This is a genomic window from Arcicella rosea, assembly GCF_040543805.1.
Taxonomy (GTDB): domain Bacteria; phylum Bacteroidota; class Bacteroidia; order Cytophagales; family Spirosomataceae; genus Arcicella; species Arcicella rosea.
This window is the reverse complement of the sequence record NZ_JBEUMS010000018.1, coordinates 1-26,673: the sequence shown is the minus strand read 5'-3', so window position 1 is coordinate 26,673 and position 26,673 is coordinate 1. Positions and strand designations below refer to the sequence as shown.

At 34.7% G+C, this 26,673-nt stretch carries 30 protein-coding genes; 9 read left to right on the top strand and 21 right to left on the bottom strand.

The window, feature by feature from the left end; genetic code table 11:
* The first annotated feature begins 6 nt into the window (after positions 1-6).
* Positions 7-420 (top strand): SRPBCC domain-containing protein, encoded by a 414-nt coding sequence (locus ABID42_RS20230; RefSeq protein ID WP_367285207.1) that lies wholly within the window; start codon positions 7-9, stop codon positions 418-420.
* 52 nt (positions 421-472) lie between these two features.
* The gene (locus ABID42_RS20225) at positions 473-931 is read left to right on the top strand and encodes a YciI family protein (RefSeq protein WP_367285206.1); all 459 of its coding nucleotides are present in this window, start codon (positions 473-475) and stop codon (positions 929-931) included.
* Positions 932-980: 49 nt separating this feature from the next.
* Here the strand turns inward: ABID42_RS20225 and ABID42_RS20220 are convergent, their stop codons facing one another.
* Complete coding sequence (locus tag ABID42_RS20220) at positions 981-1,961, bottom strand: oxygenase MpaB family protein (protein ID WP_367285205.1); 981 nt, start codon at positions 1,959-1,961, stop codon at positions 981-983.
* 319 nt (positions 1,962-2,280) lie between these two features.
* Here ABID42_RS20220 and ABID42_RS20215 point away from each other — a divergent pair, with 319 nt between their 5' ends.
* Positions 2,281-2,820, top strand: a complete 540-nt coding sequence (locus tag ABID42_RS20215; protein ID WP_323689614.1) for an RNA polymerase sigma factor — start codon at positions 2,281-2,283, stop codon at positions 2,818-2,820.
* A gap of 8 nt (positions 2,821-2,828) precedes the next feature.
* Positions 2,829-4,364, top strand: coding sequence for a hypothetical protein (locus ABID42_RS20210; protein WP_367285204.1), 1,536 nt, complete (start codon positions 2,829-2,831; stop codon positions 4,362-4,364).
* 69 nt (positions 4,365-4,433) lie between these two features.
* Here ABID42_RS20210 and ABID42_RS20205 read toward each other — a convergent pair whose 3' ends face one another.
* The 9 genes from ABID42_RS20205 to ABID42_RS20165 all read right to left on the bottom strand — a co-directional run bounded on the left by ABID42_RS20205 (position 4,434) and on the right by ABID42_RS20165 (position 13,236).
* The gene (locus ABID42_RS20205; protein ID WP_367285203.1) at positions 4,434-4,802 is read right to left on the bottom strand and encodes a sugar 3,4-ketoisomerase; all 369 of its coding nucleotides are present in this window, start codon (positions 4,800-4,802) and stop codon (positions 4,434-4,436) included.
* A complete protein-coding gene (locus tag ABID42_RS20200) occupies positions 4,787-5,326 on the bottom strand; it encodes a beta-1,6-N-acetylglucosaminyltransferase (RefSeq protein WP_367285202.1) in 540 nt (179 codons plus the stop codon). The genes ABID42_RS20205 and ABID42_RS20200 overlap by 16 nt, the downstream gene beginning before the upstream one ends.
* Positions 5,327-5,343: 17 nt before the next feature.
* The gene (locus ABID42_RS20195) at positions 5,344-5,652 is read right to left on the bottom strand and encodes a beta-1,6-N-acetylglucosaminyltransferase (protein ID WP_367285201.1); all 309 of its coding nucleotides are present in this window, start codon (positions 5,650-5,652) and stop codon (positions 5,344-5,346) included.
* 526 nt (positions 5,653-6,178) lie between these two features.
* The gene (locus ABID42_RS20190) at positions 6,179-7,090 is read right to left on the bottom strand and encodes a sugar phosphate isomerase/epimerase family protein (RefSeq protein WP_367285200.1); all 912 of its coding nucleotides are present in this window, start codon (positions 7,088-7,090) and stop codon (positions 6,179-6,181) included.
* A 96-nt stretch (positions 7,091-7,186) separates the two neighbouring features.
* The gene (locus ABID42_RS20185; RefSeq protein ID WP_367285199.1) at positions 7,187-7,696 is read right to left on the bottom strand and encodes a HEAT-like fold family protein; all 510 of its coding nucleotides are present in this window, start codon (positions 7,694-7,696) and stop codon (positions 7,187-7,189) included.
* Between the two features lies 1 nt (position 7,697).
* Complete coding sequence (locus ABID42_RS20180; RefSeq protein WP_367285198.1) at positions 7,698-9,596, bottom strand: OmpA family protein; 1,899 nt, start codon at positions 9,594-9,596, stop codon at positions 7,698-7,700.
* Between the two features lie 165 nt (positions 9,597-9,761).
* The gene (locus ABID42_RS20175) at positions 9,762-10,403 is read right to left on the bottom strand and encodes a 7-carboxy-7-deazaguanine synthase QueE (RefSeq protein WP_435521488.1); all 642 of its coding nucleotides are present in this window, start codon (positions 10,401-10,403) and stop codon (positions 9,762-9,764) included.
* A 276-nt stretch (positions 10,404-10,679) separates the two neighbouring features.
* Positions 10,680-11,117, bottom strand: coding sequence for a VOC family protein (locus ABID42_RS20170; RefSeq protein ID WP_367285197.1), 438 nt, complete (start codon positions 11,115-11,117; stop codon positions 10,680-10,682).
* Positions 11,118-11,697: 580 nt separating this feature from the next.
* Complete coding sequence (locus tag ABID42_RS20165) at positions 11,698-13,236, bottom strand: RtcB family protein (protein ID WP_367285196.1); 1,539 nt, start codon at positions 13,234-13,236, stop codon at positions 11,698-11,700.
* 200 nt (positions 13,237-13,436) lie between these two features.
* On the opposite strand from ABID42_RS20165, the gene ABID42_RS20160 reads away from it, so the two are divergent.
* Positions 13,437-14,447, top strand: a complete 1,011-nt coding sequence (locus tag ABID42_RS20160; protein WP_367285195.1) for a helix-turn-helix transcriptional regulator — start codon at positions 13,437-13,439, stop codon at positions 14,445-14,447.
* Positions 14,448-15,040: 593 nt separating this feature from the next.
* Here the strand turns inward: ABID42_RS20160 and ABID42_RS20155 are convergent.
* Positions 15,041-15,478 (bottom strand): nuclear transport factor 2 family protein, encoded by a 438-nt coding sequence (locus tag ABID42_RS20155; RefSeq protein ID WP_367285194.1) that lies wholly within the window; start codon positions 15,476-15,478, stop codon positions 15,041-15,043.
* Between the two features lie 112 nt (positions 15,479-15,590).
* Here ABID42_RS20155 and ABID42_RS20150 point away from each other — a divergent pair, with 112 nt between their 5' ends.
* The gene (locus ABID42_RS20150) at positions 15,591-15,992 is read left to right on the top strand and encodes a winged helix-turn-helix transcriptional regulator (RefSeq protein WP_367285193.1); all 402 of its coding nucleotides are present in this window, start codon (positions 15,591-15,593) and stop codon (positions 15,990-15,992) included.
* Positions 15,993-16,127: 135 nt separating this feature from the next.
* On the opposite strand, the gene ABID42_RS20145 is transcribed toward ABID42_RS20150, so the two are convergent.
* The 6 genes from ABID42_RS20145 to ABID42_RS20120 all read right to left on the bottom strand — a co-directional run bounded on the left by ABID42_RS20145 (position 16,128) and on the right by ABID42_RS20120 (position 20,370).
* On the bottom strand, positions 16,128-16,709 hold the full coding sequence (locus ABID42_RS20145; protein WP_367285192.1) for a YdeI/OmpD-associated family protein: 582 nt from the start codon (positions 16,707-16,709) through the stop codon (positions 16,128-16,130).
* The gene (locus tag ABID42_RS20140; RefSeq protein WP_367285191.1) at positions 16,702-17,664 is read right to left on the bottom strand and encodes an alpha/beta fold hydrolase; all 963 of its coding nucleotides are present in this window, start codon (positions 17,662-17,664) and stop codon (positions 16,702-16,704) included. Before ABID42_RS20140 ends, ABID42_RS20145 begins: the two co-directional genes overlap by 8 nt.
* A gap of 68 nt (positions 17,665-17,732) precedes the next feature.
* Positions 17,733-18,422 (bottom strand): helix-turn-helix transcriptional regulator, encoded by a 690-nt coding sequence (locus ABID42_RS20135; RefSeq protein ID WP_367285190.1) that lies wholly within the window; start codon positions 18,420-18,422, stop codon positions 17,733-17,735.
* A 162-nt stretch (positions 18,423-18,584) separates the two neighbouring features.
* A complete protein-coding gene (locus tag ABID42_RS20130) occupies positions 18,585-19,139 on the bottom strand; it encodes a DUF4738 domain-containing protein (protein ID WP_367285189.1) in 555 nt (184 codons plus the stop codon).
* Positions 19,140-19,261: 122 nt separating this feature from the next.
* Positions 19,262-19,744, bottom strand: coding sequence for a YcxB family protein (locus ABID42_RS20125; protein ID WP_367285188.1), 483 nt, complete (start codon positions 19,742-19,744; stop codon positions 19,262-19,264).
* A gap of 254 nt (positions 19,745-19,998) precedes the next feature.
* Complete coding sequence (locus ABID42_RS20120) at positions 19,999-20,370, bottom strand: winged helix-turn-helix transcriptional regulator (RefSeq protein ID WP_367285187.1); 372 nt, start codon at positions 20,368-20,370, stop codon at positions 19,999-20,001.
* A gap of 146 nt (positions 20,371-20,516) precedes the next feature.
* Between ABID42_RS20120 and ABID42_RS20115 the strand changes: the two genes are divergently transcribed.
* Positions 20,517-21,257: a 3-oxoacyl-ACP reductase family protein gene (locus tag ABID42_RS20115; RefSeq protein WP_367285186.1), complete on the top strand. Its 741-nt coding sequence runs from the start codon at positions 20,517-20,519 to the stop codon at positions 21,255-21,257.
* Positions 21,258-21,344: 87 nt separating this feature from the next.
* Complete coding sequence (locus ABID42_RS20110; protein ID WP_367285185.1) at positions 21,345-21,728, top strand: YybH family protein; 384 nt, start codon at positions 21,345-21,347, stop codon at positions 21,726-21,728.
* Between the two features lie 183 nt (positions 21,729-21,911).
* On the opposite strand, the gene ABID42_RS20105 is transcribed toward ABID42_RS20110, so the two are convergent.
* The 4 genes from ABID42_RS20105 to ABID42_RS20090 all read right to left on the bottom strand — a co-directional run bounded on the left by ABID42_RS20105 (position 21,912) and on the right by ABID42_RS20090 (position 25,251).
* Positions 21,912-22,235, bottom strand: a complete 324-nt coding sequence (locus tag ABID42_RS20105; protein ID WP_367285184.1) for a hypothetical protein — start codon at positions 22,233-22,235, stop codon at positions 21,912-21,914.
* Positions 22,236-22,415: 180 nt separating this feature from the next.
* Positions 22,416-23,369 carry an SRPBCC family protein gene (locus ABID42_RS20100; RefSeq protein WP_367285183.1) on the bottom strand — a complete coding sequence of 318 codons (954 nt, stop codon included), beginning with the start codon at positions 23,367-23,369 and terminating at the stop codon, positions 22,416-22,418.
* Between the two features lie 145 nt (positions 23,370-23,514).
* Positions 23,515-24,219 (bottom strand): DUF7003 family protein, encoded by a 705-nt coding sequence (locus tag ABID42_RS20095; RefSeq protein WP_367285182.1) that lies wholly within the window; start codon positions 24,217-24,219, stop codon positions 23,515-23,517.
* 159 nt (positions 24,220-24,378) lie between these two features.
* The gene (locus ABID42_RS20090; protein WP_367285181.1) at positions 24,379-25,251 is read right to left on the bottom strand and encodes a hypothetical protein; all 873 of its coding nucleotides are present in this window, start codon (positions 25,249-25,251) and stop codon (positions 24,379-24,381) included.
* A 388-nt stretch (positions 25,252-25,639) separates the two neighbouring features.
* Here ABID42_RS20090 and ABID42_RS20085 point away from each other — a divergent pair, with 388 nt between their 5' ends.
* Entirely contained in the window at positions 25,640-26,386 is a 747-nt protein-coding gene (locus tag ABID42_RS20085; RefSeq protein ID WP_367285180.1) for a hypothetical protein, read from the top strand.
* The last annotated feature ends 287 nt before the right edge of the window (positions 26,387-26,673 follow it).

Genomic DNA, 26,673 nt, shown 5'->3' with positions numbered 1-26,673 from the left:
TTAACAATGGAAGCACTCACTGTACAAACAATCATCAAAGCTCCGATAGAAAAGGTTTGGAAGTATTGGACTACTCCAGCCGACATTATTCAATGGAATAATCCTTCGGAAGATTGGGAAACTACTAGTGTGACCATAGATTTAAAAGATAATGGAAAGTTTATCTATAAAATGAAAGCAAAAGACGGTAGTGTAGCTTTTGATTTTACGGGTACTTATGATAAAATAATTATCAACGAATACATTGAATCTACTTTATTCGATAATAGAAAAGTAATCAATATATTCAAACCAAATGGCGATGAAACCATTCTCATCGAAACCTTCGACCCTGAAGCCGAAACGCCAATTCCCGAACAAAAAGCCTTTACACAAGCAGTGATAGATAATTTTAAAAAATATGTAGAGGAATTGGAGTAAAGCGCTTATCTAAATTTGAATATTTCTTAACAGCAAGTAAACATCCTTCATTATGAAATACATTTTTACTTTCTTCTTGGTGTTTAGCTTTTGCTTTACAGCCGTTTGTCAGGCAGATAATCCTGATTATGATAAGAAATTAGCAGACTCCTTGGGAGCTGATGACTATGGAATGAAAAGCTATATTTTGGTGATGTTAAAAACGGGCCCCAATAAAATTGACAATAAAGCAACAGTAGATAGTTTATTCAGAGGACATTTAGCCAATATCGGACGACTGGCATCCTTAGGGAAATTGGTAGTTGCAGGACCTTTAGGGAAAAACGATAAAACATATCGAGGAATTTTTATCCTGAATGTAAAAACCATCACCGAAGCCAACGAATTATTAATAACCGACCCAGCAATTAAAGAAAAACTGTTAGAAGCCGAGATATATCCTTGGTATGGTTCTGCGGCACTTCCGATTTACTTAAAATTTCATGATAAGGTTGGAAAGAAGAAAATTTAAATTCGCTTTTATCATTTGGGCTGGAATTAAGTTCTAGTGATAAAAATCATTATTCAGCAGGCTTAAACAATAGTTGATTCGGGATAAAAGGTATCAATTTACTTTCAAAAGGAACGGCTGGAATACCCAACAAATCTGCTACTTCATCCCCCAATAAAAAACGCATTTGTGCAGCTGGAAAAGATTTTAATAAAGGGTTAGGAACAAAACTTTCTAAGGTTTGGAGTAAGGCTTTAGTCAATAATCTACCTTCTTCTGATGGTCGGAATTGGCGTTTGGCAATTACTTTATCTAGCGTAAAAGCTTCTCTTAGATTATTCGGAATCAACGCTTTTTCAACACCCATGATATTACTGATTACATTCCAAAGGTGTAAATAAGCTTCCTCTTCACTTTCAGCAGGTGTTTTTCCCGATTTCCTCAATCCACGAATTACGATATAAGAAAAAGCTCCGTTTGTGCCTGCCATATCTTCTTGGTTTACAGGTTTTCCCCAAGTATTATCCCAAGAGCCGTGATATTCAGAGAAAAAACGAATGGCAGCGTGCATTAATCTTACTTTTAATATTTTACGGAAAGCAATTCCATTCTGCCAGTTTTTTTCTTGCATAACTGTAAAGATAAACTCGCCTGTTTCTTCTAATCGTTTTAAAGTATCATTCTGAATTCTTTGTGATTTTGCCAATACTCTCGCTCCGTCTGCTCCTGCATAACAATAAGGCAAAGCCAAACAAGCCAACATAATGCCGATTCGCTCTTGATTTTCTTGGAAGAAATTCATTCCTTTTTGCATTACTTTCCAATCAGCAAAGTCTGGTAATTCTGGTTTTTGATTCACAAAATCGTTGACAATTGCTAAAGGATATTCCGTTTCATTGGTATTAAGCCATTTAAAAAAATCACGCAGTCCAGCCATCTCTGTTTGCTGAAATACTTGTAGAATGATATTATCGGCTACTTCATCACCAGTTTGGCGAAGTCTGTCCATTAATTCATTAGAAAACGAGCGTGTTGGTTTGATGGGTTTCATTTTTCTGGGGACTTTAGGACTGGAAGATTTCAAGACTTTAGGAATTGGAACTGAAGGAGAATATGATTTCATTATATTAAGCTATTCATTCACAAAGTATAATCCTTCATTGCTAGAAAATCTATATAGTGAACCTACAAATTAAGTAAGTTGTTCAACATACCTTAAAATCTTTAAGTCCAAAATCTTTAAATCCTTAAGTCCTAAAGTCTTAAAGTCCTAAAGTCCCCAGAAAAAATTATCCCCTCCCAACCCACCATTTCATCTCAAATTCCATCTTATCTTTAGAAACCGATTTCTTAGCTATTCGTTTAAAATTATGCCTGATAAACTCTCATCATTCATAGAACAGTTTCAAGAAGGAAATCATCTTGTTTTCGAGAAGATTTACCAAGCCCTTGCGCCAAAAATGTTTGGTGTATGCTTGCGCTATGCTGCGGATAAAGATGAAGCAAAGGACATTTTACAAGAAAGTTTTATCAAGATTTATCATCAACTGAAAAACTTTAGAAACGAAGGTTCTTTTGAAGGTTGGGCAAAACGAGTGGTAGTCAACACCGCTTTAGAATATTTTAGAAGTAAAACCAAATGGAAAAACATTGCTTTTGAAGACAGCGAAGAGGTTTTTGACATAGAAAGTGAAGACGATATTCTTGGTTATTTATCCAATCAAGAAATTTTGCAATTGATTCAAGAATTACCGCCGTCATACAGATTAGTGTTTAACCTCTATGTTTTTGAAGGACTGAAACACCGAGAAATTGCCGAACAATTGGGCATTGGCGAAGGTACTTCTAAATCTAATTTGGCTGATGCCAGAAGAATTTTACAGAAAAAATTATCGGGAGTAACGAAATAAAGAAGACAATGGAAAATAACCAAGAAAATAAATTAGATAGCTTTTTCAGAAAGTCTCTTGAAAATCAAGCTTTCCCTCCACCCGAAAATCTATGGAGTAATATCGCTGCGGAAACCATTGCTAAGGAAAGTATAGGAATAACACCTTTACTTAAATATACTCTTTTATCGTTGGGAATTATCATTACTGCTGGCATTGCTTTATGGTTTTTAACAGATAATGAAGTAGTTGAAAAACATCATCAAGAGATTACTTTGCATGCTAGAGAAATCTATTCAAAACAACAAGTATTAGCTAATCAATCTGGAGAAACAACCATAAAAAACAGTTCAGAAAATGATGTTAAGACTGAAAAAGATGACGTAGAAAATTCAAGAAGTAATTTACTTAATGTTGTTAATCATGTTGAGAAAAAATCTGTCAATGCTACGATTCATAGAAAATCAAAAAACTTATTAAGTATTAATATTCCTACAATTGTTGATACTAGATTGAATAATTCTGTAAATCAAACATCAGTAGCAATGGGCAATAATAATGGAGAAATACTTACTACAGACAATAAGTTAATTAATAACAAGCTGCAAATACTCAGTCACAAAGACCTAGTTTTAAAAGACTTATCATTCAAAAACCATAAAAACCTCATTGGAAAAATTCGCCCAATTCAGTCATTGTCAGATGAAGGAAAAGACGAAAACAAACCTGAAAGTACAGGTTCTAAATTCAGTTTAAAACACCCCATTATTTCCTTTGATTATGGCTCTCTTTGGAATGAATGGACTTTTAAATCTGATAAATCTATGACAGGAACAAACCTATATCCTGAAAAAGGAAAAGGATATAATTTTAAGGCTAATGTTTCTTGGAAGCTCACCAAAAGATCAAGAATGGGCATAAGCTTCAGCTACAATACTTATGATGTGGGTGCCCCGTACGTTTATTTACCTATTTGGAGTAGTTTTTGGACCTCGCCTAAATTAAATTTAACGACCAAAAATGGCACACAATATTATAGTGCAATTTTACCGACAGGTACAGTTAACATTCCCGTTAATAGATTTGGTGGTTTTATTACAAAAGTGCCTAATACTTTAGATACTACAAGGGATGTATTCCTTTCAGAAAATCATACGATGAAGACTTATTCCTTGGCACTTTCCACTCAGAATGATCTTATATCTTTCAAAAGTAAAAAGAAAAAATACCTCAATTTTCAACTTTATACTGTTGCTGATTTTGTTTTTCAAAGACAAACCTCTTATACGTATATTGCCAACGATGCTCGTATGATGCTATCTTCGTCTTTAGCAGTAAATGAAAAAGCAAGAATTGACTACACGAGCAATCATCTTGAAAATGCCTCTGATTTTGTTTTTGGCATTCGTGCTGGACTTGGGATACGCTGGCAATTTGCACCAAAGTTAGGCTTGCATGTAGAAGGTTCAACCCAAAATTCATTCAACACTTGGGTACAAAATCAAGAGCTAAAATCATATATGCGAAGCAATGCACTTAATGTAGGAGTAAATATTGGCTTATAAAATACTAATGAGCTTGTTTCAAATTTTTTCTGGATACTCAAAATTATATTCAGAAAAATTTGGAATACTCTAAGCATCGTAAGGTTCAAAAATGTAATCGGATGGGTCGAATGCAGTTGAAGCTAATACTAATAAAATGGTATTGGGTTTAAAGTTTTGCATGATATGCCAATCTCTCGGTTCAAGAATGAGGCATTTATCAGGAGTATCCAATAAAAACATCTCTTGTTTTTCTCCATTGTGGTTTACAATTTCACAAGAACCTTGAATACAAATAGCGGCTTGCCTTGTTTCATGGTGCCTATGCCCCCCTCTTGATGATTCATCAACACCATATATATAAAACAATCTTTTTACTTCGAATGGAATGATACGGTCTAGAACCGTTAATGAACCTCTGTTATCGTGAAAAGTTTTTAATGTTAAGAGTTCAGCCATTTATTATTGTGTATGTGTTTATCTATTAAATTAAGGATTTCAACATCATGGCTAGTTTTAAATTTTCTAGCAAAAAGATGTTCCGACTTCATTAAACTATCAAAATCTTCAACACCAAGCGTTTTGGGATGTGATCCCCCAGCCGACCAATCTAAATATATTACATGATTATTTGTTATGGCATCTCGATAACAAGAATTCATTAAAATAGTTTGAAAAACAAACTCGTCACAGCCCCAACTATATAGAAAGAAATTTAAAAATTTTCTATTTCCTTCAACTGTTTTTACTACATAATTAGCAGCATCTTGCGTTAAAGTCCAAAACATTGCCTTGCCATAAATAGTAAGTTCTTTAGGTATTTTTCTTGGAGCAAGAAAAATATTAATTAGCCATTCAAGCTTATATTTTCCTCTGAATGTAAAGTTAACTAAATGAAAACGATTTAGTTTTGGAATGTCTTCCTTTACATCCTGTTCAATATTAATGGCTTCGATAAATTGTTTTCCTTGATTAGCTTTCAAAAACGCTAAAATATATTCTAAAGGTTTAATTGGATAATCTCTTGTCCACTCATAAAGTTGATATAATCATACTTTTTTCCTGTTGCTTCAATTTCTTTAATACAACTAAAAGTAGCTTTAACAGTATTATATCCAGCCCATCTTACTTCAACTCGATTTTTGATTAGATAAACATTTTTAATATCATTTAAATATAGGTGAGGCTTTATATCTATTTTTTCATCGACATGAATATAAAAATCTGAGTCTGGATGCCACAGATTCATAATCATTCTTTCAGTCTGCTTTGGGTCAGTATAAGTTAATATTAAGTGAGCTAATTTCATATTTCATATAGGATAATATTTACAATTAGATTATAAAAATAAATAATTATACCCCGTTTACCAATGTTTTTACAGTTAAAAAACAAAGTATTTCCTCACTTGTAAAATATCTATAAACTCAAAAACAAGCGTTTTATCTATCCATCTATTAACCAAGAAGCATCCCTGTTTATTGTTCTATAAGTTTTTAAAGCACCATTGAAAAGCATCAATATGATTAGTTAATCCTATCGTGGAGATTCATTTGTCGGAACAACCAATAAATGCCCAGATGAATGGAGAAAAGATAGTTCCAACTTTCTTTTAGAAAGATTTATTATTTCTTTGAACTTCGATAAATATACGAGAGCATGCCATCAAAGATTTAGCATATTCAACTTTGTAAAAATTAGGGGAGTGATTTCTTGAGGAGAGATAATAAGAAATACCAGAGAAAAATAATAACAAGGAGTAAAATATTGTCAATTTTAGCTTAGACAAATCTAGCAATTTGTCTAAGCTGCTAAAGTTATTCAAATACAATTAATTAAATCTTAAAGCCGATTGTATCTTTTAAAAATGCTTTACTGATTTCTGCTGATTGCAAAGGTGTACGTGTTTTCTCTGGTACGCCATCTAGTTCTACGATTGCCCATTTTTTGTACTTAATCTTTTCGAGATTATCAAAGACCGCTTTCAAATCTACATTTCCTTGTCCTAATTCTACAAATTTATAAGCTTTGGGGTCATTAGGCTTATCTGCCAAAGGACTCTTTACATCTTTAATATGCAATGCTCCAATGATGTCCTTATATTGTAAAACTGCCTTTGCAGGAATACCTCCTCCTTGATGATAATGAGCAACATCCAATAATAATTTTATGTATTTAGGATTCATCGCCTGTACAATTACATCTACTTCTTCGGGGGTTTCTCCTAATTGGTGCATGTGATTATGATACACCGCTTGTACTCCTAAATCAGCCGTTTGTTTTCCAATCTCATTCATAACGAAAGCCAAACGTTTTAACTCATCGGTTGTTGGCAATCTATCTTTCGGACGCACAGAATTAGTTAATTGAATAGCGTTTCCACCCAACGCTTTTACAAAACTTGCATGAGCTACGTGATAATCAATAGTACTTGCTTCTTTAGCAGGGTCAATCTCAACATTTCCACTAGAAAACATCGCTAAAGACAAACCATTAGAAGAGATTATATCTTTCAATTCTTGTACTTTGGTTTTATAGGTATCATAGGCATTGGCTCTTAATTGAACGCCTTTAAAGCCTAATGAAGTAATATCTTTCATAGCATCAAGGTCTTTGCCACCCCAAGTAATGGCAGAATATGCTAATTGAAGATTAGGTACTTTAGCCAGACTTTCAAAAGAAAACAGAGAAGCAGAAGCTAATAAACCTGCTTGATAAAGGAAATCACGACGAGAAATTTCAGACATTTTCTTAGTTATTTTAGGATATGTAATACTTTATGTCAAAAGTATAAAGCAAGTTTAAACTACTGAAATTCTGAGATTAAAAATATGCTTTCACACTCAAAGCTGATTCAAAATCTTTAATGCTCGATTCTTAAATGCTGGAGATTGATATGGTAATTGCTCTTCTAATATAAATTTTAACTCACTTTTAAGTTCAGGATAATGCTTGCTGAGATTGGACAAAACCGTCATTGAAAATGCTTTGATGGCAACCGCTTCTTCATGGTTACTCAAGTATTGAAAGCAAATATCTGCCGCAATTCCATGTAATTCTTCAGGAATTTCAACCGTTTGTAACACTCGAATCGTATTACGTTTAATAGCATCATGCAAATTATCTTGCTTGAGATTCAACAACATTTTTTCAATATAAGGCATTATCAAAAAACTCCAACGGTCAATACAATGCGACATAATATTGGCTGCATGCTGATTTTTTCTGCTATCTCCTTCAAAAAAAACAGTCATTAATTCATCAAATCTTGCTGGATTTCCATCAATCCAATCAATGATTATAGCAAATTTTTCTTTTGAAAATCGTTCTGGAATGGCTTCTTTGACATTCATTTTATAAAAATTTTATCTCTATTCTTCGGTTTAGTTTTCTATTTTCTGCGGAAGTATTTGGTAAAAGTGGCTTGGTTTTCCCATATCCTTCTGATTTCACCATTGCAGGATTTATTCCTTTCTGCACTAAATAATCTCTGACAGATTTGGCTCTTTTCTGAGATAAAATTAAGTTCTCAGCATCCTTTCCTACATCGTCAGTATGCCCCGAAACTTCAATCGGTAAACCTTTATTTTCATTCAGCAAAAGCGTTAATTTATCCAATTCAATCATAGACGCTGGTTGTAACTCCCATTTTCCAGTATCAAAAAAGATATTGTTTAATATTTCTTTGGCATTCTTTTGAATAGGTTCAAGTGAAATATTAAGGATTTTATCCGTTCCGATTTGTTGTGATAAATCTACATTGATACTCTTGAAAAAGTAGCCTTTTTTATTCACAAAAATGGCGTATTCGTTGCCAGCCGTAAGTACGAAAGTATAAATCCCTGTTTGATTATCAGCAGTGAACAAACCTATTTTTTCTTTCTCTTTCAATGATACTAGTTCAATGTTAGCTGATATTTTTTGCTTGGTTTGTGCATCAGTAACAACTCCTTTCAAGAAAAAAGTAGGTTTGAATTTAGCATGTAAACTTTCTGGCAAAGTAATTTCTACAATTTTTGCCCTACGAATTTTATCATCTTGATTTCTTTCCAGAGAATAATAAGCTTTTTTGCTATCTGAACTAATAAATAAGGCAACTTGGTCTTCATGTGTATTCAATGGGAAACCTAAATTTTCTGGAGTACTCCATTTTCCTTGCTGATTTTCAGCAAAAAACAAATCCAATCCACCCATTCCCACATGTCCTTCGGAAGAGAAAAAAAGTGTTTTGCCATTGGCGTGAATAAAAGGCGAAAGATCGTCTTCAACGGTATTGATTGTATTTCCAAGATTGATAGCTTTCGTCCAAGTATTGGTTGAATCTAATTGACTTACCCAAATATCTCGCTTGCCAATACTTCCTCTTCTGTCAGAAACGAAATATAAAGTCCGACCATCAGCAGAAAGTGAAGGCTGAGATTCCCATTCGCCAGAATTAATATTTGTTCCTAAATTTTGTGGTGCCGACCAGTCATTTCCTTCTTTATAAGCAATGAATAAATCGCAACTTCCAAAGCCTCTTCTCCCACCGCAAGAAGTAAAAACCAAAGTTCTACCATCCGCAGAAATCGAAGCCGTTCCTTCATTTTCAAGCGTATTGATTTTATCTGAAATTGAAACAGGAACAGACCAAGTACTGTCTTTGAAAACAGATTGATAAAGATTTTCGTCTTTATCTTGTTGACCCGTAAAAATTAGCGTTTCACGGTCCGCAGAAAGTACGGGGAAATATTGAGAATCAAAACGATTGACAGTTTTGGGCAATTCGACAGGTGTAATTTTTAGCGGATTTTCTAAAGATTTAAGGGCAAACTTACAGCTTTCTAAACGAGCAAAATATCGTTTTTGATTGGAAACTGCAACAGCGGGAAGTCCTTTTTCCAGATAAACTAAAGCCTTTGGGTAATCTCCTTTTTTGAGGTATAATTGTCCTACTTGCTGCGAAGCGATTTCGGTAACAGAGCTTTTTTCTTGGGTATTTACAGCTTTTTCATAATTGAGTATGGCATTGCCAAATTGGCGACTTTGTTCGTACAATTTGGCTAAATGGAAGTAAGGTTCTGCAAATAAATTATCTTTTTCAATGGCTTCTTCAAATTCATTGAAAGCCATTTCAATGTTGCGTTCTTGTAATGCTTTTAAACCTTTTTGGTAAGCCTCAAGAGCTTTTTTATTGGTTGAAGACAGCGCATTTTGAGCTTTTGAATGAGAATTACAAACAAATAAAACGAAGAGTAAAAGAAAGTATCTCATGTCTGAAAAATTTAATAGAGCAAAAGAATTTAAGTAAATGAATAAAAGTTTTTAGGATAAAAACGATTGCTCAAATCTAAATTCATTAGGGTGGGACTTAAGTCCCACCCTAATGAAAAGAAACATTTTGTACACCTAATTATGCGCTATTAACTCATTCGATTACTAAGGAATATCCATAAATTTATGAACTTGTAACGAAATTCTCCACTTCGGATTGTTCTTGATGTACTCAATGATTTGTGGAAGCATTTGTTCCATTCTACTCCATTCAGGTTGAAGGTATAACATACAATCTGGAGAAACCACCGCTGCAAAGCTTTCAGCCCATTCGAAATCTGATTGATTGAAAATGATTACTTTCAATTCATGCGCTTTTGTATAAATATCAGGATTAGGCGATTTGAATTTTTTAGGTGAAAAACAAATCCAATCCCAAGCACCTGTTACTTGTTCACAAACGCCTGATGTTTCTATATTGGTTTCAAAACCAGCTTGATGCAAAGCTTCAGTGAGTTCATCTAAATTGTGCATCAAAGGCTCACCACCTGTGATTACTGCCAAACGTCCTTCGTGAGCAGAAGCCTCCGCCACGATTTGACTAATACTTAATTTTGGATGTGCGTTTATATCCCAAGATTCTTTCACATCGCACCAGTGACAGCCAACATCGCAACCGCCCAAGCGGATAAAGTAAGCGGCTCTACCTTGGTGAAAACCCTCGCCTTGAAGCGTATAAAAGGCTTCCATCGTAGGAAGTGATTGATTGGAAGGAAGAATTTCTATATCGTTTTGCTCTTTTGTCATGCGTGTAATATAAATAAAAATACAAACACAAAATTAGCACATTTCCCTCAGTAAATTGTTGTTGGGGTTTGAAAGCTGTAAAAGGGGGGATTTGAAGGTGCTGAGGATTGATTGTAGATGTATTTAAACTCATGGCATGACTCAGAGTCATGCCATGAGTAACAAACAATTTATCAACTCTTCTACTTGTCTTTCTGAACTAGTAGAAAAGCAGTAATTCGTAATACTTTATTCGGTTAAAAACAGAATTCATTTTAGGTACAAGTGACGCTACGGTTAAATCTGTCCTTTATAATTTGGGTCAAAATCTACCATCCATTCAATTCCGTATTTGTCTCTAAACATCCCAAAATATGACCCCCAAGGACTGTCGGCAATAGGCATTTCAATTTGTCCGCCTTCTGAAAGTCCGTTAAATAATTTGTCGGCTTCTTCTTTGCTTTCTGCACTGATTGAAATTTTACTTCTGTGTTCATTTTCGTTTGTTTTTCCCATAATTTCGGGGACATCATTAGCCATTAGAACGTTGTTGCCAATCGGTAAAGCAATGTGCATTATTTTGTTTGCTTCATTTTCTGAGACTGTAAATTCAGGACCAGCAAGGTCTTTGAAACGCACAATCGTTGCGAATTCTCCACCAAATACAGATTTGTAAAAATTAAATGCTTCTTCGGCATTTCCGTTAAAGTTAATGTGAGGATTGATGAGTGCCATAGTTTTTTAGTTTAAATTCTTTATACACAAACCTAAGCTTTAACAGTAAATAAACAAGGTCTAAAAGCGACAAAATAGGGGTTCTTTGTGCCAATATCTACAATTAGTCGCAGGTTCTCTCCTACGACTCAAATTAAAAAGAACATCCGATGATTCTATTGAAACTATTTTTTTCTTCGATGAAGAAAATTATCTCTTTTTGTGATAGAAATATAGTCTTTTAGTGTGTTGCTTAGGCAGGTGTTGGTGGTGAACAAAGACTAACAACGGCGAATTCTCATCTGATATATGTCACTTGAATTTAGCGTTATGCCATTTCAATCTTGATATATGATACTTACATTTAGTGTTATGCCATTTTAATCTTTATAATTGTCACTTACATTTAGTATTATGCCATTTCAATCTTGATATATGGCATTTTAATCTTTATACATGGCTCTTGCATTTAGCGTCATGCCATTTTAATCGTTATAAATGACATGACTTAGAGTAATATTAGTAATAAAATCATTGCTTCAAAATGTCATAGTTAGGGAAACAAAAACGCTTGATAAGAATAATCCTACCAAGCGTTTTGTTAATCTTCGGCTTTTTCACGTCCGTCTGCCATTCTTACGATTTTTGGCGAGAATTTCGCTAATACTTTTACCAATTCTTCTTGCGAAGCCATTACTTTATTGATGTCCTTGTAGGCTTGTGGTGCTTCGTCCAAATCTGCACCAATCAACTGTACGCCTGCTTTGTCAAGGGCATCTTTTAAATCATTCTTGGTAATCATTCCAAAAGCTTTGGTTCTCGACATCTTCCGTCCTGCTCCGTGCGAAGCTGAATTAATACCCTCATCAATCCCTTTTCCACGAATCACAAAACCTGGCTGAGTCATTGAAGCAGGAATAATACCTAAGTCATTTGCTCCTGCTGGTGTTGCTCCTTTTCTATGCACCATAATTTCTGTTCCATCTGCCAATTGTTCTTTCCAAGCAAAATTATGGTGATTTTCAATGCGTTTCAAAGGATTTTGATTCATCGCTCTGGCAATTTTATTGTGAATTTCGTGGTGATTCGCCGAGGCATAGTCACCTGCTAAATTCATTGCCAACCAGTATTCTTGTCCTTCGTCGGTATTCATATCCAACCAAGCCAAATGTTTGGCTTCTTTTGGTAAGCGAGTTTTGTTCATGGCAATTTTTGAATAATGATTCGCAATATTGCCTCCCAAACCCCTTGAACCAGAATGTGAAAGTAAAGTTAAGTATGAACCTTTAGGCAAATTCATTAAATCGTCTTCTGCTAAAATCTCTAAAACGCCCCATTCCACAAAATGATTTCCTGTTCCAGAAGTACCCAATTGTCTGTAAGCTTTGTCTTTCAAATCACGGGTAATTTTAATCGCTCCCCATTCCGAACGATCGAATAATGAATCATCAAATTTCTTTCCTGATTCTGCTCCTATTCCGAAAAATGTGTTTTCTATCAGTACTTTTTTTAACAATTTATCTTCTTTTTGAATCATATTGACTGGCAAATCGAAGATACTCATGCACATTCTGCAAGCAATATCCACGCCGACAGCATAAGGAATAATGGTGTTGGCAGTAGTCGCCAATACGCCACCAATCGGCAAACCATAACCTTGATGAGCATCGGGCATCAACGCTCCTGCTACCGAAATTGGTAATTTCATGGCAGTTTGCATTTGGTCTAAAGCTCCTTGTTCGATTTGATTCGCTCCGTAAATTTTATAGGTTAACGCTTCTTCCCGTAAATCTACATCAACATTTGCTTGGCGACCTATTTTGGTCAATTCAAACTTAGGTTTAGCATTCTCTGCTTCGATTAATGATTTACCATAATCACTCAATATGATTTCTTGACCTATTTCCTTTAGATGCTTGGTATAAAGTGCTAGATTAGTCAGTTTATTTTTAGAAAACGAAAACTTCTTGGGTGATTCTATCATTTGGGCAAACATCAATAGCACTTGTACTTTTGGATATACACCATTACTTATTAAGCCGCCAGCAACTCTTGAAAACTTAGCTAAAGCTTCCTCTGATTGTACGCCCAAGGCTTGTAAATCTTCTTGGACGATTTTTTCTTCTGTTAAAATGTTCATTGTGTTATTTACTTTTCAATAAGTGATTTTAAAATTTTCATACGAGTTTTATCATTAAAAGAATAATATACACTTCTCTTTTGATGACACTACAAAGTTGCAAGCCCACAACGCAGTCTTTTTGCGTAGCAAAAATTATTTTCTATTTTTAGTAAAATATTTCAAAAAAACTCATCACTCATAATTCACAACTCAAAGTTATGCCTGCTAATAGAAATGCCTTAATTCGCTATAAAACCATTGATACTTGTTTGCAGAACCGTCACAGAAAATGGACTTTGGAAGACTTGATAGAAAGTGTTTCGGAGGCTCTTTATGAGTATGAAGGAATCCGTAAAGGAATCAGCAAAAGAAGTATTCAGGCTGATATACAAATGATGAGAAGTGAAAAATTGGGTTATGAAGCACCGATTATTGTTATCGACAAAAAATTTTATACTTACGAAGACCCCAATTTTAGTATCACAAAAACGCCTTTGACCGGTGCAGATGTTTCCAGAATGAACGAAGCACTTGACATGTTGAAGCAATTCAAAGGTTTTTCACACTTCAACCAACTCAGTGAAGTAGTCAATAAGCTTGAAGAACATATTTATAGTAATAAAGAAAAAAGAGCATCGGTAATTGACTTTGAGAAGAATGAAAATTTGCGAGGGCTTAGTTACTTAGATACCATTTATCAAGCTATCCTTCAGAAAAAAGCAGTATGTATCAATTACAAATCATTTAAAGCGAGAGATGCTAACCAATTTCATTTTCATGTATGGTGGCTGAAGGAATATAAAAATAGATGGTTTGCAGTAGGTGTTAAACACTCTAAAGACACTATTAGCAATTTGGCCCTTGATAGAATCTTGGATTTACAAGTTGACGCACAACTTCCTTATATCGAAAACTTAAGATATAGCCCTGAGTTGTATTATTATCATGTAATTGGTGCAACGGTTAGTAATAATATTAGAAACAGTAGAGTACGTATTCAGGTATCGAATCTTCATGCTCCTTATGTAGAAACAAAACCACTTCATCATTCACAGCAAGTAATTGAAAGGAATCATAAAGGAATAATTATCGAAATAAAAGTACAGCTCAACTTTGAACTTGAAAGGGAAATTCTAGGCTTTGGAGATGGAATGGAAGTATTGGAGCCTAGACTCTTAAGAGAAAAAATTCAGAAGAGATTAGGTTTGGCAAATGAACAATATAAGTAAGGATTCATTGCTTATATTGTTCATTTACCAAACCTATGAAAGTTTGATTTTTGTAAAAAGAGTATTCTTATTGACTTCAAATAGAATAAAATCATATACTTATATTATACCCAAATGCGAGCTTAGCACGCTTCTACATTATCTTCAACATAAAATAATCTCTCGAAGTACTGCATTATGGATTTTCAATACTTGTCCAAATTTGGTAATATCTTGCATTTCCACTTCTTTGTAGTGGCTACCTGAACTATTTATTACATTTAACGCAAACCCTAAGGCAATATACATTTGGTTATGCTTCCACTGCACAAAAGCATTCTGTTCTATATTTTTTGATATTTGTTGATGTAGAAAATATTCTTTACTCTGTATTATGTAGTCTCTATATTCACCCAATGTATAATCTTCCCAAAGAAAAAAAGCAATACCCTGTGTATATCTAATAAGATAATCTTCGGTAACAGAGTGTTTTATGCCATTTCACTTAGGCGTTATGGTACTTGTATTTAGCATTAAGGGACTTTACTCTTGACAATCGTTACTCATGGCATGACTTAGAGTCATGCCATGAGTGATTTTGTGCGAATACGCTATCAAGCAATAGGTCTAGCTTCTATGATTAGAAAGTAGCCTGTACGTTCTTTGATGAACCATTTTCCATTTTGACGCACATATTTGTCATCATATTTAACACTGTAATCTGTCAAAACATCTTTCCCTTCAACTTCTCTTACCATTTTTAATTGTGAAAAAGAAACACCTGTTGCTGTCTCTCCATCAATTTTCACGGTGTGCTGTCCATTCATGGTAAAATAGGTTTTTACCAGAGAAGCGTGTCCATTAAATTCTTTTTCCAAGCTTTCTGTTCCAGAAACATTTGCTGCTAAAAAGTCGCCCATGTAAGCTTTGTAAATAACATCGGGAGTAAATAAACCCATTTGTTCTGAAATTTTCTTTTCGTCACCTAAGTAGGCATAAGCGTCTATTAAGTCACGTAATTCCTCTTTGATTTTTAAAGTTTCTAGTGTCATGATTTTGTTGTTTTAATAATTATGCACCAAAAGTAGAGTACATTTGCTTACAATTTATTAGCGATTACCTAAAGGTTAGCTGCTATTATTTTAATAACCAAAGAAGATTACAATGAAAGAACAGGTTGAAAAAACAGAAAATAGCAAGGAGTTTTCAGAAGAATGTAACAGAGTATTAGCAGCAGTTAGTGATGCCTTATATTCTATTGGCGGAAAATGGAAATTGATGATAATCATCTCGATAGCGAGAGGAAACCATAGATTTACCGAACTTCAACGACAAGTAAAAGGTATTTCTGCCAGAGTATTATCAAGCGAATTAAAAGACCTTGAATTGAATGGATTTATCATCAGAAAAGTAACTGCTGGGTATCCCGTTACTATTGAGTATGAGCTATTACCTTACAGTCAAACCCTTGAAGAGGTAGTTGGAGCAATGACCAGATGGGGAATGCAACATCGTGAAAGAATTAAAATGGAAGGTTCAGCAGGTAAAGCTCAACAAAGTAAGTAAACTACAAAATTTCGTATTGTTGGTAAAAAAACACCAACAATGGCATAATGGTTAGGGCTTGACGAAGGTGGAGCATTTGAAATACGTCAGCTCCACTTTTGCCAAACCCCTGTTTAGCCGTATGTGACTTTTCTATCATCGCAAGTGCTTTGGTCTAAGATTTTGCGCTGCACTTTCTACAACTTCGTTTATGCGCTTTTGTCGAGTTTCTTGTCTTTTGGCAAGGGCTATCCAGCTTAATATTATTTTTCTTGTCGATTTACTCAAACTCAGAAAGAAAGCCTTTGAACCCTTGTGATTATTGAACGCATTGTCTAAATCATTCGGTATTATCAGCTCTTCTACCTCATCTAAAATTGTCCAAGAATCGTTTCGTTTTGCGATTTCAATGCTTTCATAACCCGCTTTTGTCATTAGTTCGTTTTCAATGAGTTGTTGAACTTTTTCTTTATTGACTTTTGACCAATTGCTTTTAGGTTTACGCTTGCTAAAAAACTGCATATATGAAAATTCGTCAATCGTTTTTTTTGTGCTGTCAATCCAACCAAAGCAAAGTGCTTCATCAACGGCTTCACTCCAACTTATTGAAGGAAGATTTGACTTTTTCGTATAATAAACAAGCCAAACAGATTGTTTGGAGTGATGATTCTCTTCCAACCATTGTCTCCAATCTATTCGACTTTCAGGACAATATGTTTCTACGTCCTTATTAAGCATTTTCTTGTTCTAACCATTTTAATATTGATTGGGTCGTTTCTTCTGGCTTTTCTTGTTGAATCCAATGACCACAATCTAAACTAACAATATCCAAATTTGGAACAATGTTTTTTAGGTTTTCAGACTTTGGAATCGTATCCCGTTCACCATATATCATAAGAGTCGGTTGATGAATGATTGGGGTTACATTTGCCATTAAATGCCAGTTTCTATCAAGGTTTCTATACCAATTTATGCTTCCTGTAAATCCTGATGATTCGAAGGCAGAAACAAATACTGAAAGTTCGTTATCTTCCATTAAAGGCTCTCCTAGTGGTTTTTCTGCTCTTGCAAAATTAATCATTAGCATTCCTGGCTCTGGTGGTGTGGGAGGTATGTTCTTGCGGAATATGTTACGGAGGAATTGGGATGCGTTTTCATTCATTATAGCATCTGCTACTCCTGATTGCCGATTGAAGTGAACAAAGTAGAAGTCTCCTCCAAAAATTGCTTCCATAAACTCAATCCATGGCCTTTCGCCACGCTCTTGATAAGGTAAAGCTAAGTTTATTATTTTATTTACCCGCTTAGGATGCAATAGTGCCAGACTCCAAACAACATTGGCTCCCCAATCGTGACCAACAAAAGTGGCATCTTCATATCCAAAGTAATCGAGTAGTGCGACTAGGTCACCTGTCAAATGTGCAATGTCGTATTCGGTTACTTCGGTCGGACTGGATGAGTTACCATAACCTCTCTGGTTTGGAATGATGACATGATAGCCAGCTGCAACAAGAGCGGGCACCTGATAACGCCAAGAAAAAGCATGTTCTGGAAAACCGTGACAGAGTACAATAGGTTTGCCTGCATTTTGTTTGCCTGCTACAAAGACTTCTAGCTCCACACCGTTAACTGAAATAAGAGTGGGTTTGGGAAAATTGGTAGAATTAAGCATTGAATTAATTTCGTTTGTCATTTTTATTCTTTTAAAGATTAATAATGAAGCAAACTTATACCTGTCAATTGACAGCCTTATGTCAGGGGTCAAGAATAGTTATCAAAATATTCTTGCAAGGTCATTTTGTGTGGTTCAAATTTATCTGTAAGAATTTCTAATTTATTTATTCTGTCCAAACGAAAAAAACGAAATTCTCTTCTCAATCTACAATAGGCAACCAACAACCAATTTTCGGTGCTTAACAACGCAAATGCTTCAATGTACCGGGTTGTGGTTTTATTTTGTTCGTTGGTGTATTCAATTTTTGTAAGCCGAAAATTTGTCAAAGCAAATTGTAGGTCAGATAAATGACTACTGTTTCTTTCTTGATTGTTATTTTGGTCAAATCGTGTTCTTTCTGAAAGTAAGTTCGTTTTGTCTTGTAAGTTATATTTCAAGACTGATTTTACTTTTTCAATGGCTTCTGTGTAATTTTTAATGAATGAAGTGTCTTTGTTTTTGAGAACCAATTGTTCAGCAGTAATTAACGCATTTGCCTGAGCCTCTGTGAACATTACAGGCGGAACTCTGTAACCTTCCATTAGCGAATAACCTTTTCCGTCTTCCGTAACGATTGGAACGCCTGCTTGTTCTAAAGCTCTAATGTCCCGATAAATGGTTCTGATACTTACATTAAATTTTTCTGCAAGTGTTGTTGCCGTCAAAAGACGTTTTGTTTGCAACTGTGTTATTATTGCAGTGAGGCGTGAAAGTCGTTTAGTATCATTACCGTTCATTTTTTTCTTGCAGTTGATGTTTGGGTACAAACTGGTCTTAGAATTTTCTACGACTAGTTTGAGAAATGATTTTGATAATTGGTTCATTGCTTACGCACGTGTTGTTGGTGAACAAACACCAACAACGGCGGGAATAACCCTACGGCTAGTTTAATGCTTTTTTTACTCCTCGTCGCCAATTTCTTTTTTTAGAAAAAACTTTCTTGTTCTCAAGTCAAAATAATGGTGAAAGTCAAATGTCCAATCTGTTTCTGGCTCACTAATTACTCCAAAAAATTCTATTTTGTCTTTTTCCAATTTTCTAAACCAATAACTATGAAAAATTGCTATCCTCATAAATCCTTTGTCTCCATACTTCGAAAATTGTTCCTTTCTGAAAACTGTGTCTAAAAGTGTTTTTGAATTTTGTTTTATTGTCAATGATATTTTTGCGTCTCGATACTTATCAATTTGCTTTTTCCCATTTTCTTCATATTCATGTAAGACGTAGCTGTCAAGGTATGCACGTATGATTGTAATTTGTAATTGTTTGTCAGCTATTAATGTGTCGAATTTTTCAGTTGCTTTAGTCTCTGGAAATAATCGCCCTGATTTGATATATGCCAAAGAAACAGTTGAACTATCTACTCTCTTAGCTTCTATAGTTTTTTTGTCTGTCCTTGAATTACAAGAAAAATGTAAAAGGGTCAGAATTGACATTAGTATGCAGTTTTTCATTTGTTCTATCTGTATAAAGTCGCCCATAATTCCCCAAATCAGTCTTAGGATTTTCTTAAAACCTACAACAAGGTTGAAGTATGGCTTTGATTATTAGTGCGTTGCTTAAATGGTATGCAACATTATTTACTCCCTACTCTTGATTTTATAAATTCTACCTGCTCTTCTGTCAATTTTGTCTTATCAATGAAATTGCCAAACTTTTTGCTGTGATATAAAATCAAAAACTTACCTAACTCTTTTTGCTTAATAATATGTGACCACAAAAAATCGCTATTAAATGTCAGCCCTTTAACAGCAACTCCTCGGTCGCTAAAAGTGTATGTGATGTCATCTTGGAAAGTTGGATTTGATGTAAACTGTCTAATGGAAATTAAAACAATTACTGATGGAGCTAACAAAAGAAATGTTCCAATAACAATATCATATATCGGCGTATCAGTGTAATAATTTATGACTTTAAGATAGTCAAGCAATACCGTTGTTAGCAAATAAAGTCCAAGCAAAGTTGCAAAGATAAATACTGGCTTTTTGTAAAGTCCGAGATACATTACTCTTGTATACTCTTTTGTTGTCAAACGTGTTTTGATTGTAAAGTCTTCCATAGGAATTGAAGGGTTTCGCTAAATTTTGTAGTACTTTTTGTATTATTCCTGAATTAATCTTAGGATATGGTTTTGATAATTAGTGTGTTGCTTACGCATGTGTTGTTGGTGAACAAACACCAACAACGGCAAAAAAAACTAAAACAAAGAAGAGCGTCACGCTAGAAAGGGCTTATTGATAATATTAAAATGTTTCAATAAGCCCCTTCTAGCGTGATGCTCTTACATTTTGGGGCATAGGAAACAACATACGACTAGTTTGAGCTACTGCCTTCATTTGTCTTGCCTATACTTTCATTTTTTATCTGCGTATGTCCCCAATCGTTTAAATGTTCTAAAAATGGAATTAACTGTCTTGCTGTAACAGTTAAAGAATATTCTACTTTTGGGGGTACTTCGTAATACATTTTACGGATTATCAACTGGTCACTTTCAAGTTCCCGTAAAGCTTGAGTAAGCATCTTTGTGCTAACGTCAGGTAAAATCCTCCCCAATTCTCCAAAGCGTAATTCGGTGTTTCCTAAATTCCATATAATTCTAGCTTTATACTTTCCGCCAATGCGCTTAAAAGCATATTCAACACCACATCGTGAACATTGTTGGTTGATTTCTGTCTTTTTTTTCATTTTTATTGGTTTTTAAAATACTGATAATGAATAATACTTACTTTTTAGTAGGTAAACTACAAATAAGTAGCTACTTGCCAAAGTTAAAGTATCATTCTAATATTGCAAACTCAAACGAGAGTTTAATAAAAATTAAAGAAAACAAAATGGAAACAATTAAAAATAAAGTAGCTTTTGTAACGGGCGGAAGTCGTGGAATTGGACAAGCAATAGTTCGTAAGTTAGTGTCAGAAGGTGTAAATGTTGCCTTTACCTACACTAATTCGGAAGAAACAGCCAATCAATTAGCAACTGAACTATCAACAAAAGAAACTAAGGTGATAGCAATCAAAGCTGATAGCGGCAACACAGATTCTATTATCTCTGCAATAAAAGTAGCAAATGATATTTTAGGAAATTTTGATATTTTAGTTAATAATGCCGGCATAGCTGCCAACGCAATGTTGCCTGACGTAGCAATTGCCGATTTCGACAGAATGGTGGCGGTTAATATCAAAGGTGTCTTTGTGGCAACGCAAGCAGTCGTAGCTTTAATGAACGACAATGGTAGAATTATCAATATTGGAAGTGTAGCTGCTGAAAGGTCAGTATTTCCTACTGGTTCTGTATATGCCATGACAAAAGCTGCCGTTGCTGGTTTAACAAGGGGTATCGCTCGTGATTTAGCACCAAGAGGGATAACTGTAAATAATGTGCAACCCGGTCCTATTGAAACGGATATGAATCCTGCGGATTCTCCTTTTGCAGATATTATTAGAGGCTATGTGGCTCTTGGACGTTATGGAAGTACAAGTGATATTGCTGAACTTGTTGCATTTCTGGCAAGTCCTTCTGCTAAATTCATTACTGGTACAAGTATCAATATTGATGGTGGACTTGTAAGTTAAAGAAATATCCACATTCCCATCTTCCTTGATACAATTTATAAAAGTAGAATCTCATTATAAACGAATCAATAATCAAATTAAAACAAAATGAACGACAAGGATATAGTAAAAGAAACAGTAAGCAATTACTTTAAGTATCTGTATGAAACGAATACAGATGCTATTATGAATCTATACAGCGAAAATGCTGTATTAATGCCTGCTGACCTGCCCACTGCCACAGGAAAGGGCGAGCTACTACCTGCATATCAACAAACATTCGGCGCAATTAAATTTGTAAGTGCAACTACGGATTACGATGAAATATCCGTTTATGAGGATATGGCAATAGTTCGTACCACCTCAGATGTAAACCTTTTTCTGATAAATGAGAAACTGGATGTAAAAAGTAAAATGCGGGAATTTTTTATCCTGAATAAAGAAAACGAGGAGTGGAAAATATCAAGATATATGTTTAATCGAGGGCTATGATGCTGATTTTTGGACCGTTAAGGCGGTGAAATATTTTGTTCCCACAGCGTTATCCCAAACTAATCTTATAATTTCCAAAAAACTAAAACAAGAAAGAGCGTCACGCTCGAAAGGGCTTATTGATAATTGCGAGCCTGACGCTCTTTAACATTTTAAGTCGTAGAAAACAGCCTACGAGCAGTTTTATGTCTTAGATTTTATATCCTCTATATTTCGGTCGATTTGATTTCTACAATAATTTGCTTTGTCATTTAAGTTCATTTTGTCGGCAACGTCTGCAAGACCAAGCCAAAAGTCTTCTGCAAAATAATGTCCTGTTTCGTCTGCAAGTTCGATTAAGCTGTCAAGTGAAAGTTCCCATTCTCTATGCTCTAAAAATTCTACACAGTCAGTGAATTGTCTATGTTTCTTATAAAATTCAGGTATATAGTCAAACAAAAGTCTTATGGTCTGCTCAGGAGAGAAGTCGGTTTTTGATTGTTGTTTTATGAAGTTGAATAGTTTCACTTTCTGTCTTTTATAGTTGTCACTAACTCGCTAACAAGCGAAAGTTTTGTAGTCCTTTTTGTATTATTCCAAACTAGCCTAAGAATATGGTTTTGATAATTGGTGCGTTGCTTACGCTCGTGTTGTTGGTGAACAAACACCAACACGGCAAAAAAGGCAAAAAACTATTACTATTTGATTTTATTGCCCATTAGTTTCACTTCGTTTTTTAATTACTTCTAAAATCATTTCGTTAAAGTCATCAAGAATGAAGTCCACCCAAAGTTTACTATAAAAATTCAAGTTTGTCGTTACTCTATAGGTGCAAGATAATGTTACCAAACTTTTTGACTGTCCAATTTGTTCAATCTTGTAACTACCCTCCAATACATCAAAATACCTTCCCCCAATCATAACGTGTTCGTCAAGAGTTGTCGGTGGTACTGAATTAGGGTCAACATTTATATTGTAACTAAATCCAACTCCACTGTCCCAAGATTTAATTTTCTCTTCAAATTTGATACCTTTTTCCCACGTTATGTTTCGTACTCCACCAATTTGTTCTTTGTCAAGCTGTCCGTTTAGTGGTTTAGGTATTCCAATTAGATGAACAAAATGTGTTTTAATTTCATTAGATTGAATATTCTTGACATTTTTCAAGTTCTCCCACACCTTTGGTCTGTCAGCATTAATTTCAATACTCGTAGTCACAGTATGAATTTGGTTTGTCGGTTGAATATTTGTTTCAATTAGAAGAAAAAGAAGCGGGATTGCTAATGAAATATAAAGCTTTGTCCCTTTGCCTTCATTTTTTAGCCTGACGAGTCTGTATATAAATGCACCAAGTGTCCCAAGTGCTAAAAATGGAGCTACAATTACTGTAAGGCAAATCATACCTTCAAAGCCAAATGCCCATGCCAAAAAGAAAAATGTCAGCGTAATGCCCCAAGGTAAAATTAAATAGGTCTTGTAGGATTGTAGTTGTTCTTTAGTTGAAAATAAAACTGGAATCACACCAAGAATTAAAGGCAAAACAAAAATATAAGTAATAGAAACATTTTCGTGATAATGTGTCACAAGAAGCATTACCAAAAACGCATATATAACTCCTGCTGTCAGTCCGAATAATAATGTTTGAAATCTTGATTTTTCCATTTCTGTTGTCTATTTCACGTCGTTCGGTAAAATTGCCACTATCTCGCTAATAAGCGCAAGTTTTATAGTACTTTTTGTAATACTTCGGAATTATTCTTAGAATATGGTTTTGATAATTAGTGCGTTGCTTACGAAAAGCCGTTATTTAGAGCGTTCCGCCGTCGGGCCAGTTTTTCCAGTTTGTATTGGGTTCATGTGTCGGCTTGTAATGGTAGATGTTACCAGTTTCTAATACCTTGGCAATTTGTTTAAACGTTTCATTATTGCTTGGTAATTCATCATTCACTACATCTGGATGAAACCAATTGTGTAGCTCCATAATTTTGGGGAGATTATTTGGAATTCTCTCCCGTATTTCAATTTCCGTCGCAACAAGTTTATCGTGATGTAATGCATTTAGTAACCGAAGAAATTCAAATGCATTAATCCGTTGAGCATCTTGAATTTCAATTCCAGCATCTTTATATAATTGTCTGTTATGATAGAGTGGAAGAATTTGCTCTCGAAGAGTGAAAGTTGTACAGTCTTGATTTAAGTAAAAATCATCCTCATTGTCAAAAGTGTTGCAATTATTTGCATCATCAGTAAGGTAAATGAAGTTCTCATTACGGATGCCAGGTTCATAAGGAAGGCAATTTCCGTAAATGTGTAAACAGTTCGACATTCCGTTATGTCCGCCACCTCGATAATTAAACCCTATTACCTCAATGACAATTGCCCAACGCCTATCATCTCTGTAAACGGTTAATTTTGTACCCGCTGGATACACATATCCATTATCTAACATTGGAAATGTGTATTCAGAATTACACATGTCAAGTTGGGCTAATATTTCGTCTGCTTGAATCATTAGAGTTTTCAATTAGCTTACTTGTAACTCTCAAATAAGCCAAAGGTTTGTAGGACTTTTTGTATTATTCTCAAACTAGCTTTAGAATATGGTTATGATAATTAGTGTGTTGCCTACTCACATGTTGTTGGTGAACAAACACCAACAACGGCGAAAAGTCTATTCGTCAGAACCTACATACTTCCCTTTGCTAATCGTCTTTACCATTTCATCACTGAAATCATTATATACATTAATAGGTTTCGCAATATTTTTTGAGATGCTTACAAGTTTGTCAATATTAAAATTGGCTACCAATAGAATTTGTTTTTTTACTCTTTGTCTGTCCTTCTTATTTCTTATGCTAAGATTAAGTCTTATCCATAGTTCTTCATACTTAACAAGCAAGTTATACAAATACATAAATGGAAGAAAGGTAATTGAAAGAAACACTGGTAATAAAAAACTTTTTAGGTTGTCAATTGTGAAAAGTTGGCTATGCTTTTCAAAAGTCTTGTACAGTGAAAAAGTAAATATTGCAATTCCAAAAGCTGTCAAAACATATTTAAAGAGTTTTTCAACTTGTTTATGTTCAGATTTAAAAGATGCTGCTGCTTGCATCATTGCTGAAAAAACTAAAATGGGAACAAATATCAATTCCGTTGTCAAACTAAATGTAAAAAAATTTACGATGAACTCTATTATAATTGTCCATTTTATCGTGTCAAGCAATACAATTTTAAAATACTTGCTATCATATACTTTGTTCACATTCATTAAGGAAATGAATCCAAAACTCAAAGCCCAAATAACGGTATCTTTAAGGAATGAAATGTCCCAAAATCCAAATTTGTGTAAAAGAAAAATCCATAAAACTGTGTATGCAAAAAATGTTAGTATGGATACCAATATTTTCCAAGCAAATAATGCTTTAATAATTCCAACAAATGATTGTCGTATGCTTTTGCTGAACATACAAGCTGTAAGTGCAATTAATATCCAAATTGCCAAAGCTGTTTCTCTGTTAGATAGACTGTCAAATATTTTGTCCATTTATTATGTAAGTAAAAGTTGTCGGATTGTAGGGTCGTCAATATGGTAGAACACAGCTCACAAGTATGCGAAAGTTTTGTCGTACTTCTTAAATTGCTCGCACCTAATTTCTACTTTTCTAAAGTACCACTTTATTTTTTCTCCACAAACCCTTCTCAATTTTTTATCAAATAGCTTTTAAAGCCTAATTAATCGCTTATTTTCTCCTGTTTCTTTTGAAAAAATTTACCGTATAATAAAAATACGCTTGTTGTTGTCGGTTCTATTTTAAAAAATTATTAATTTTAATTAGCTGAGAGATAGGCAGATGAATGCTTTTATAGAACTCTAAGCTGATTGCTCTAAGCTACCTTATTATTGATTTCTCACTTTTCCAAAATTCAAAAAAATGGCTACAACATCAGAAACAGGTCACGCTGTAAACGTGAAAAACTTCTTTAACCTCGTTAATTTCTGCAAAGGTTTCGGCACCCAATACCAGCCTAGCAAAGTTTCTATCCAAATTCCTGCTTTAGAAAACACCTACCAGCAAGCGAAGGAGGTAATCGACGAAATTATTAGGCAAACCACCGCCTACAATATCGTTATCAATGAAAGAGCTTTGTTGTTTAAGGATAACAGAACCTTATCGACTCGACTGATTAATGCTTTTGAAATGACCGATGCCCCCGATGCTACTAAGAAGGATGTAAAAGGCTTTAATCGAAAATTGCAAGGGAAAAGAGCCAGTGCTGTTAAAGAAACAAACAGTACGGTTGAGGGTTTGAATGCCGAAGCACCTAAAACCATTTCATCTTCACAAACATCTTTTAACCAACAAGTTGAGCATTTAAAAGCCTTAGTTACTGTCTTAGAAAGTGAGCCAAGTTATGTGCCTAATGAAGTGGATTTAAAGGTAAGTACCCTCAAAAATTTAATTAGCCAACAAGATAGTGCCAATGAACAGGTTGCGATTGTTTACACGGCACTTAGCAATGCAAGACTGAAGAGAGATAGGGTTTTGTATGGGGAAGAAACGGGTTTATATAATATCAGTTTGGATATTAAGAAATATGTAAAAGCAGTCTTCGGAGCAAGTAGTCCTGAATATAAACAAGTAACTGGAGTAAGTATTACAGGTGTCAAGAAAAAATAGGTAGCTTCTAATCCTTAGGATGTTGGGAGTAATTCGAGAGATTAAGCAACTCGCCTGAGGGATTTTGCTTCCCGACTGAGAGATTTTGCTTCCCGACTGAGGGATTTTGCTTCCCGACTGGGAGATTTTGCTTCCCGACTGAGAGATTTTGCTTCCCGACTGAGGGATTTCGCTTCCCGACTGAGGGATTTTGCTTCCCGACTGAGGGATTTTGCTTCCCGACTGAGGGATTTTGCTTCCCGACTGAGGGATTTTGCTTCCCGACTGAGGGATTTTGCTTCCCGACT